This window comes from Streptomyces sp. NTH33 (assembly GCF_003236365.1).
In the GTDB taxonomy this organism is placed as follows: Bacteria; Actinomycetota; Actinomycetes; order Streptomycetales; family Streptomycetaceae; genus Streptomyces.
In genome coordinates, this window is record NZ_POTZ01000335.1 from 1 (window position 1) to 7670 (window position 7670).

At 72.6% G+C, this 7670-nt stretch carries 9 protein-coding genes; 5 read left to right on the forward strand and 4 right to left on the reverse strand.

Annotated elements, in window-relative coordinates; genetic code table 11:
* The coding region (locus C1I97_RS26275; RefSeq protein ID WP_258382746.1) for a CapA family protein at positions 1-450 on the reverse strand (450 nt) is incomplete at its 3' end.
* A 168-nt stretch (positions 451-618) separates the two neighbouring features.
* Between C1I97_RS26275 and C1I97_RS26280 the strand changes: the two genes are divergently transcribed.
* Both C1I97_RS26280 and C1I97_RS26285 read left to right on the forward strand, forming a co-directional pair.
* Positions 619-1311, forward strand: a complete 693-nt coding sequence (locus C1I97_RS26280; protein WP_111005641.1) for a trimeric intracellular cation channel family protein — start codon at positions 619-621, stop codon at positions 1309-1311.
* Between the two features lie 10 nt (positions 1312-1321).
* Positions 1322-2626: an amidohydrolase gene (locus tag C1I97_RS26285; protein ID WP_111005642.1), complete on the forward strand. Its 1305-nt coding sequence runs from the start codon at positions 1322-1324 to the stop codon at positions 2624-2626.
* Here C1I97_RS26285 and C1I97_RS26290 read toward each other — a convergent pair.
* Positions 2604-3941, reverse strand: coding sequence for an MFS transporter (locus C1I97_RS26290; RefSeq protein WP_111005643.1), 1338 nt, complete (start codon positions 3939-3941; stop codon positions 2604-2606). The two genes, C1I97_RS26285 and C1I97_RS26290, sit on opposite strands and share 23 nt — an antisense overlap.
* Positions 3938-4603, reverse strand: a complete 666-nt coding sequence (locus C1I97_RS26295; RefSeq protein ID WP_111005646.1) for an ArsR/SmtB family transcription factor — start codon at positions 4601-4603, stop codon at positions 3938-3940. Before C1I97_RS26295 ends, C1I97_RS26290 begins: the two co-directional genes overlap by 4 nt.
* A gap of 184 nt (positions 4604-4787) precedes the next feature.
* On the opposite strand from C1I97_RS26295, the gene C1I97_RS26300 reads away from it, so the two are divergent.
* The gene (locus C1I97_RS26300; RefSeq protein ID WP_258382747.1) at positions 4788-6035 is read left to right on the forward strand and encodes a metal-dependent hydrolase family protein; all 1248 of its coding nucleotides are present in this window, start codon (positions 4788-4790) and stop codon (positions 6033-6035) included.
* Positions 6036-6150: 115 nt separating this feature from the next.
* Entirely contained in the window at positions 6151-6363 is a 213-nt protein-coding gene (locus C1I97_RS26305) for a PASTA domain-containing protein (protein ID WP_111005647.1), read from the forward strand.
* 131 nt (positions 6364-6494) lie between these two features.
* On the opposite strand, the gene C1I97_RS26310 is transcribed toward C1I97_RS26305, so the two are convergent.
* Positions 6495-6845, reverse strand: coding sequence for a hypothetical protein (locus C1I97_RS26310; RefSeq protein WP_220040860.1), 351 nt, complete (start codon positions 6843-6845; stop codon positions 6495-6497).
* 266 nt (positions 6846-7111) lie between these two features.
* On the opposite strand from C1I97_RS26310, the gene C1I97_RS26315 reads away from it, so the two are divergent.
* Positions 7112-7561, forward strand: a complete 450-nt coding sequence (locus tag C1I97_RS26315; protein ID WP_111005645.1) for a hypothetical protein — start codon at positions 7112-7114, stop codon at positions 7559-7561.
* Positions 7562-7670: the final 109 nt, after the last annotated feature.

The following is a 7670-nucleotide window of genomic DNA, read 5'->3' on the forward strand; positions in this document are numbered from 1 at the left end:
CACGCCGATCACTGATCCGGACGAGATCGCCCGCCTCGACATACGCCGCCGCGATCGCCTCGGCGGCACCCTCCACGAGTACCACCATGCGGCCTGACCTGCATGGACGAGATTTTCGGCAAGGGCAACGTTGGCCGGGTGCATCCGGTAGTGGACCTCCTTGCCCGGAGCGAACGTGTCACCGCGCGTCACGGAGGTCTCCAGATTCACGATCCGTACGTCCGGGGCGGCCGCCGCCAGCACCCGCAGGGCCTCGCCCCACGGCCACGCCAGCGGGACCGGAGCGGGGATCGGCCCGTTCGCCGCCTCCGCCAGCTCGACGTAGGCCCGGGCGTCGCGGATCCAGCCCTCCCGCAGGGCGGGATCGCCGGGGCACGCGAGGACCTGGTCGACGCCGCGGCCGAGCATCACGTCGCCGCACAGGAACAGCGTCACCACGCCGTCACGCATGTTCCCACCGTACTGGCCCTGCGCCGTTCCAGGGGCCAGGTCCCGACGCGTGCGCTTGCGCCGCGCCGTTTTGGGCACTCCTCCGCGTGGACCAACGCTCTCGCCGCCCAAAGGCGCCCGACCGGCCCGCGCGGTTCACTGGGAGGGGCGGAGGAAGGAAGACGGCCCATGACCACCTGGCTCTCCCAGGGGGGCGTGGCGGAGGTGACACGCGGACTGGATCTGGCGGGCGTCTTCGCCAACGGCCTGCTCGGCGGCGTGCTCGCCCGGGAGCGGAACTTCGACCTGTTCGGGTACCTCGCCATCGGCGTCGTCTCCGGGCTGGGCGGTGGCGTCATCCGCGACGTCCTGCTGCAGCACGGCACCCCCGTGGCGCTCACCGACTACGTCTACCTCCCCACCGCCCTCGCCGGCACCCTGCTGGCCTTCCTCTTCGACGTGGGCAAGCAGACCTCCAGCCGCTCCTTCACCCTGCTCGACGCCGCCGTTCTCAGCTTCTGGGCGGTCGCCGGTGCGCAGAAGACCCTCGGTGCCGGGCTGGGCTGGCTGCCGGCCGTGCTGCTCGGCATGATCACGGCGGTGGGCGGGGGAGCGGTTCGCGACCTGCTGCTGGGCGGCACCCCGGGCATCTTCAGCGGCAACCCGCTCTACGCGTCCGTCGCCCTCCTCGTCAGCGCGATTCTCGTGATCTGCGCGGAGCTGAAGTTCTCCACCCTCGGCATCGTGGCCGGCATCGCCGTGGGCACCGTCCTCCGGCTCACCGCCCTGCACAAGTCGTGGGTCCTGCCCGGCGGCCGCGACTGGAAGCCGCAGACCGGGCTCGACCGGATCCGGCGGCACGGGCAGGACCCAAGAGAGTGAGGCACCGATCATGACCATGTCGGAGAACGGCCGCCACGGGGCGGCCTCCGAAGTCCTGGACGGGCTCGACGGCATCCGGGCCGACCTGGAGCGCGTCTACGAGGACCTGCACGCCCACCCCGAGCTCAGCCACCAGGAGCACCGTACGGCGGGCGAAGCGGCCGAACGGCTCCGGTCCTGGGGCTACGAGGTCCACGAGGGCGTCGGAGGCAACGGTGTCGTCGGCGTCCTGGCCAACGGCGACGGCCCGGTCGTCCTGCTGCGCGCGGACATGGACGCCCTCCCCGTCAAGGAGGACACGGGTCTGCCGTACGCGAGTTCGGTCACCGCCCAGGACGCCTCCGGCACCACCGTGCCGGTCGCGCACGCCTGCGGGCACGACGTGCACGTCACCTGCCTGCTGGGGGCCGCCCGGCTGATGGCGGCCTCCCCGCAGTCGTGGTCCGGCACGCTGATCGCCTTGTTCCAGCCGGCGGAGGAGACGGGCGACGGTGCGCGCGGCATGGTCGGGGACGGGCTCGCCGGCCTGATCCCGAAACCGGACGTCGCCCTCGCCCAGCACGTCCTGCCCCACCCCGCCGGGTACGTCGGCACCCGCGCCGGCTCCTTCCTCTCGGCCGCCGACGGCCTGACCGTCACCCTGCACGGCCGCGGCGCCCACGGCTCCGCGCCGCAGGCCGCCGTCGACCCCGTGGTCATGGCCGCCATGACCGTCGTACGGCTGCAGACGATCGTCTCCCGCGAACTGGCCGCCACCACACCGGCCGTCGTCACCGTGGGCGCCGTCAACTCCGGTACGGCCGGCAACGTCATCCCGGACACCGCCGAGATCCGGCTCAACGTGCGCACGTACGACGACGCGACCCGCAAGCGGGTGCTGGACTCCGTCCGGCGGATCGTCAGGGCCGAGTGCGAGGCCTCCGGCGCCACCGCCGAGCCGGACTTCGAGGAGACCAGCCGGTTCCCGCCGACCGTGAACGACGACGGCGTCACCGCACGCGTCGCCGAGGCCTTCTCCTCGTACTTCGGGGACCGCCACAGCACCATCGGACTGCAGAGCGCCAGCGAGGACTTCAGCGACATCCCCCGCGCGCTGGGGACCCCGTTCACGTACTGGGGGATCGGCGGGGCCGACCCCGGCACCTACCGGGCGGCGGCGGAGCGCGGCACGGTCGACCAGGACGTCCCGGTCAACCACAGCCCCCGGTTCGCCCCGGTCCGCCGCCCCACGCTGGACACGGGCGTCCAGGCGCTGGTCGTGGCCACCCTGGAGTACGTGGGCACGGCGGGCGTCACGCGGAGGGACGGCCACTGACCGGCTGAGCCTGTTCCCCGGGGGGCCGTTCCCGTGCGCCGCGTCCGCCCGGGCGGTCCATCTCGCGCCACTCCGGACGCAGCCCGGTCAGGCTCGTGGTGAGGAAGTACGCGGCGCCGCAGGCGAGCAGCACCGGCACGAGACCGACAGCGGTCACCGCCGCCCCGGCGAGCAGCCCGCCGAGAGGGATGCCGGCCCAGGACAGCGAGTCGCCGAGGGCGTTGACCCGGCCCAGCATCCGGCGCGGCACCCGCTCGAAGAGAACCGCTCCCAGCACGGGGTTGATGAAGCCCGCACCGAATCCACTGACCGCGAACGCCGCCGCCACCACCCCCATCGGCGCATCGAGGGCGAGGACCGCGAACCTCGGCGCCCCGGCCAGCAGGAACCCGGCGAAGAACACCACCCGCCGTCGCAGCCGGTGCGCGACCACCGCGGCGATCAGGCTCCCGCCGACCGCCGCGGCTCCCAGCACGCTGCCCAGCAGGCCGATCGCAGCCGGTCCGCCGCCGGACTCCCTGGCCCAGACGGGCACGAGCACCGTGTTGAACCCCGCGTCCAGCAGGTTGGTGATGCCGACCATGACGATGACGGTGAGCAGCAGCGGCTCGCCGCGCAGGAAGGTGAAGCCCTCGCCGAACCGCCGCCAGTAACCCGGTCCCGTCTCCCCGGCCTGCGAGGGGGCCTCCTCGGCCGCGTGCCCCATGCCGCGGGGCAGCGCGAGTTTGACGATCACCGACCCGAGGGCGAAGCAGCCCGCGTTGACGGCGAGTCCCGTCAGGGGACCGAGCAGCGCCACCAGGGATCCGCCGACCGCCAGGCCGACGGTGGAGGCGAGCCGCTCGATCACGCCGGACAGACCGGTGGCCCGTTCCAGCGGCACCCGGCCGCGCTCGGCCGCCTCCGGGACCATCACCTCCTTGGCCAGGTCGCCGGGGCCCCGGGCCGCGCCGATCAGTGCGACCAGGGCCAGCAGAAGGGGGAAGGAGAGCAGGTCCAGGGCGTGGAGCAGGGGAACCGCGGCGGCGGCGGTCGCGCTGGCCAGATCGGTGGTCCAGGAAACGGCCCGCGGGCCGATCCGGTCCACCAGCGGTCCGGTGAGCGCCTTGACCACCACGTAGGGAGCCATCTCGCAGAAGGCGACCAGTCCGGTCAGGGTGGCGCTGCCGGTCGTGACGAGGACGAACCAGGGCAGTGCCACGACGGAGATCCGAGTGCCGGTCAGCGACACGGCCATGGCCGCCAGCACCCCGCCCAGTGGCCGTAAGGACCTCTTGCCGGGTATGCCGCCGGCCTCCGGGGCGTCGTCGGTCATGAGGCCGGGTCTCCTTCCGCTTCCTGGGGCCCGGAAGGGAGCGACGGCGCGGCGGGCGCGTCCAGTTCGGGCAGGATCTGCGTGATCACGGCGACCCGTTCGGCTCCCTCGGGGGCATGTGCCGCCGCCTCCGGCGCGTCTCGCCGGTAGCGCGCGATGACTTCCGTCAACTCCCGGTACAGGGCGGCGGCCTCCTCGGGCGTGAGCCGCAGGGCCCAGTCGCTCATGTCGAAGGTGTCCCGCCATGCGCGGGGCATCGTCCGAAGCCCGTTCAGGGTCTGCTGCGTGCGCAGGGTGTAGATGGCGGCGACGGACTGCTGGTAGGCCAGTGCGGCCTCGGGCTCCCGCTCGGCCAGCTCCGGGTCGTTGAACCAGGTCGTCCGGTGCACCGAACGCCACCAGCGCTCCCGCGCGTTGCCGCGTTCGGTGTCCTCCTCCACGAAACCGGCCGCGCCGAGCTGCCGGAGGTGGTAGCTGGCCGTACCGGAGTTCACGCCCAGCCGCTCCGCGAGGCGGGTGGCCGTCGACGGGCCGTACTTCCGCAGCAGGCCGACCAGCTGCACCCGCACCGGATGCGCCAGGGCACGCAGCCCCTTGGCGTCCAGTACGACCGCGTCCGCTTCGACGTGGGGGCCGTCCTGCCCCGTGTTCGTATCGCTCATGTCGCGCACTCTAGACCGCAAACATCCCTTCGCAAAGACTTCTTCGCAAAGATTTCTTCGCGAAGGGTTGTCCGCGGTCCGTGGTCCTGCGTCCGGCAGGGGCCGTTGCGGATGCGCCACTCGGTGGCCGGGCCCATATTTCTTGGTGAGGGATCCGACAGCTGCGGGGCGGAGGGTCGGAAACGTGGCAGGAGAGGGCGACGGTACGGACGTGGTCCTGGTCGCGGGCCAGTGGTGGGACGGGCTCGCCGAACAGCCGGGCGGTCGTGTCGAAACAGCGGTCCGCGGGGGGCGCATCGCCGAGGTCGGACCACGCGTCGACCGCGGCGGCGCGGAGGTGATCGACCTCGGGGACCGTATGCTGCTCCCCGGCCTCATCGACTGCCACGTGCACACGACCATGGACCCCGCACGTCTGCTGCAGGCCTTCGTCTCGGACTCCTCCGCCGCCATCGCACTGCGCTCCCTCCCGGTCCTGCGGGACCTGCTGGACCGGGGCTTCACCACGGTGCGTGACCTGGGCACGTTCGCCGGCGAGCCGGTCACCCTCGCCCTGCGCGACGCCGTGGCCCGTGGTCTGGCCGTCGGCCCTCGCATGATCGTCGCCCCGCACCTGATCTCGTCCCGCGGGGGGCACGGCGACCTCTCCCCACTGCTCGCCGCCCATGTGCAGCGGGAGATCGGGGTGCTCGCCGACGGCCCCGCCGCGGTCGTGCGCGCCGTGCGCGAGGACATCCGGGCGGGCGCCGACTGGATCAAGTTCGGCGCCACCGGAGGATTCGCCACCCCCGCCGACGACCCCGAACAGGTCACCTTCACCCAGGAGGAGATGGACGCGCTGGTGGCCGCTGCCGGCGACCTCGGCATCCCCTGCACCCCGCACGCCTACGGCGACGAGGGAGTGGCCCGCGCCGTGCGGGCCGGAGTCCGCTCCGTCGAACACGGCAACCTCGCCTCCGCCCGCACCCTGGCGCTGATGGAGGAGCGCGGAGTCTTCCTCGTTCCCACCCGGTTCATGGTCGTCGACGCGCTGGACCACCTCGACGACGACGCCTACTGGGAGGGCAAGAGCCCCGCCGAACGCGAGAAGTTCACCCGCTACGCCGACCGACTGCGCGAGAGCGCCCGGAACGTGGCCGCCGGCGATGTGCGCATCGCCTTCGGCACCGATGCCGGCATGTTCCCCCACGAGAACAACTGGCGTGAGTTCCCCGCCTTGGTCGAGTCCGGCATCACGCCCCTACGAGCCCTGCGCAGCGCGACCGGCGTCGCCGCCGAACTCCTGACCCGACCCGACCTGGGCAGGATCGAACCCGGCGCGACAGCGGACCTCGTCGCACTGCGCGGCAACCCCTTCGACGACATCGAAGCCATCGGCCGCGTCGACTTCGTGATGAAGGCCGGCACGGTCCACCGCCGCCCCGCCCGATGACGGAACCGGCCACCGCACGGTCCCGGCCGACACGAAGCCGGACTTCGGCGCGGTGAAACTCGAGGAGTCCTGTCCGGCGAAGGACCGGCCCGAGCCGTCGGCGGCCGGAGGGAAGATGCCCGACTTCACGGGCAAGTCGGTGAGGGTCGCTCGCGCCGCCCTCGATTCCAGCACCTCGCTCACCGTCAAGGACGCCACGTCGCAGGGCCGGTGGGTGCTGGTGGAGAGCAACTGGCAGGTGTGCGGCCAGATCCCGCGCGCCGGCACCGAACTGAAGGGCCGGCCGGTGACGCTCACAGCGGTCAGGTTCGGCGAGTCCTGCCCGTAGAGAACCGCCGGTCACGGTGAAGCCGGGCAGGAGCCGGGCGTCGAACCGCGGCCCGATCGGCCGACCGGCCTCGTGGTCCCGCGGCACGCGCACGTCACGCCGGTAAACCTAGCGTTTGCTTGGTTGCCTGGTTAGGGTGGTGCTCCGATGTGCCGACGGACCTTCGTGCGCCCGTACGAGGCGCCGGACACGAAGGCCCCGGCGGCGGGCCGCGCGTCGTCGGGATGGTGCGCGAGGACGAGGACCGGCCCCTGCCACGCGCCGCCGTGGACGCCGCTGGCCTCGGGGTGGGCGTCAAAGCCGTCCCGGCCCCCCGGTACGGCGCCGGTCGTCTCGGCGTACTCCTCGACGATGCCGGGACGCAGCGAGACCCCCGTCATCCAGTCCATCGCGTGGCGCGGGCCCGCCACGAACCCGTCCAGCGACATCGTGAAGTGCCACAGCACCTTCCCTGCGGCGGTCTGCCGTCCGGGGCCCGTCAACGGCCGGGTGGACGTGATCGATCCTCTCTTCAGCGGTCACCGTTCCCCTCGGGCGCCTTCCGTGCCCGTGGACCCCGCGCGCCCCCGGAACCCATCGCTGCGCCACCGGCCTCCGGGCCGGCGAGGTCCACGCCGCGGTACGCCTGGTGCGACGTGCTGCCCGGGTGCCGCAGCACCGAAGGGTCTGGCGTCGTGGTATGGCGGAGGGTGCGCGAGGATGGAAGAGGAGGCACACCGATACCGACTCCAAGGGAGGAGGAGAGGGTATGTCTACGGCAGCGCAGACCGTGCTTGAGCCCACCGAGCGTGTCCGGGCGCAGAAGAAGCTGTCAGAAGCTGCTCTGACCACGCTGGAGCCCGCTGAGCGTGTGCGGGCCCAGAAGGGGCAGTACAGGACCCGGAGCATGCGACCGCGCACCGATCGTGTGCAAGCCCGGCAAGAGAGGGCCGGGGAGACCCATCCCGACGGCGCGGGTGTCCACCTGCACACCCGCACGTTCCACCCTTCGATCCCGATCCCGTACCTCAGCGTGGAGAAACTGCCCTCCCGCCTGGAGAACCTGCCCGCCCGGATGGAGAACCTGCCCGCACGGGACATGGTCTTCTACGGGGGCCTGGGAGCGCTCGCTGTCGCGGGGGCTCTCGAGTGGCCGGTCGCTCTGGCCGTCGGGGGAGCCACCTGGCTGGTGCGCAGCAGGCGGAGGGAAAAGCGCTGAAGCGCGGCAGAGCAGGCGCGGAGAGGGGCCCGGCAGCGCAACCGCTGCCGGGCCTTCCTGGAGCTCCTGCCCGGTCGTGGGCCCGCTCGTGCGCGAGGCCGCCCCGTAC

Bases quoted from the DNA above. Each gene is read 5' to 3' on its own strand.
- C1I97_RS26280 (WP_111005641.1), top strand. From the start codon at position 619: ATGACCACCTGGCTCTCCCAGGGGGGCGTGGCGGAGGTGACACGCGGA.
- C1I97_RS26285 (WP_111005642.1), top strand. From the start codon at position 1,322: ATGACCATGTCGGAGAACGGCCGCCACGGGGCGGCCTCCGAAGTCCTG.
- C1I97_RS26290 (WP_111005643.1), bottom strand. From the start codon at position 3,941: ATGACCGACGACGCCCCGGAGGCCGGCGGCATACCCGGCAAGAGGTCC.
- C1I97_RS26295 (WP_111005646.1), bottom strand. From the start codon at position 4,603: ATGAGCGATACGAACACGGGGCAGGACGGCCCCCACGTCGAAGCGGAC.
- C1I97_RS26305 (WP_111005647.1), top strand. From the start codon at position 6,151: ATGCCCGACTTCACGGGCAAGTCGGTGAGGGTCGCTCGCGCCGCCCTC.
- C1I97_RS26315 (WP_111005645.1), top strand. From the start codon at position 7,112: ATGTCTACGGCAGCGCAGACCGTGCTTGAGCCCACCGAGCGTGTCCGG.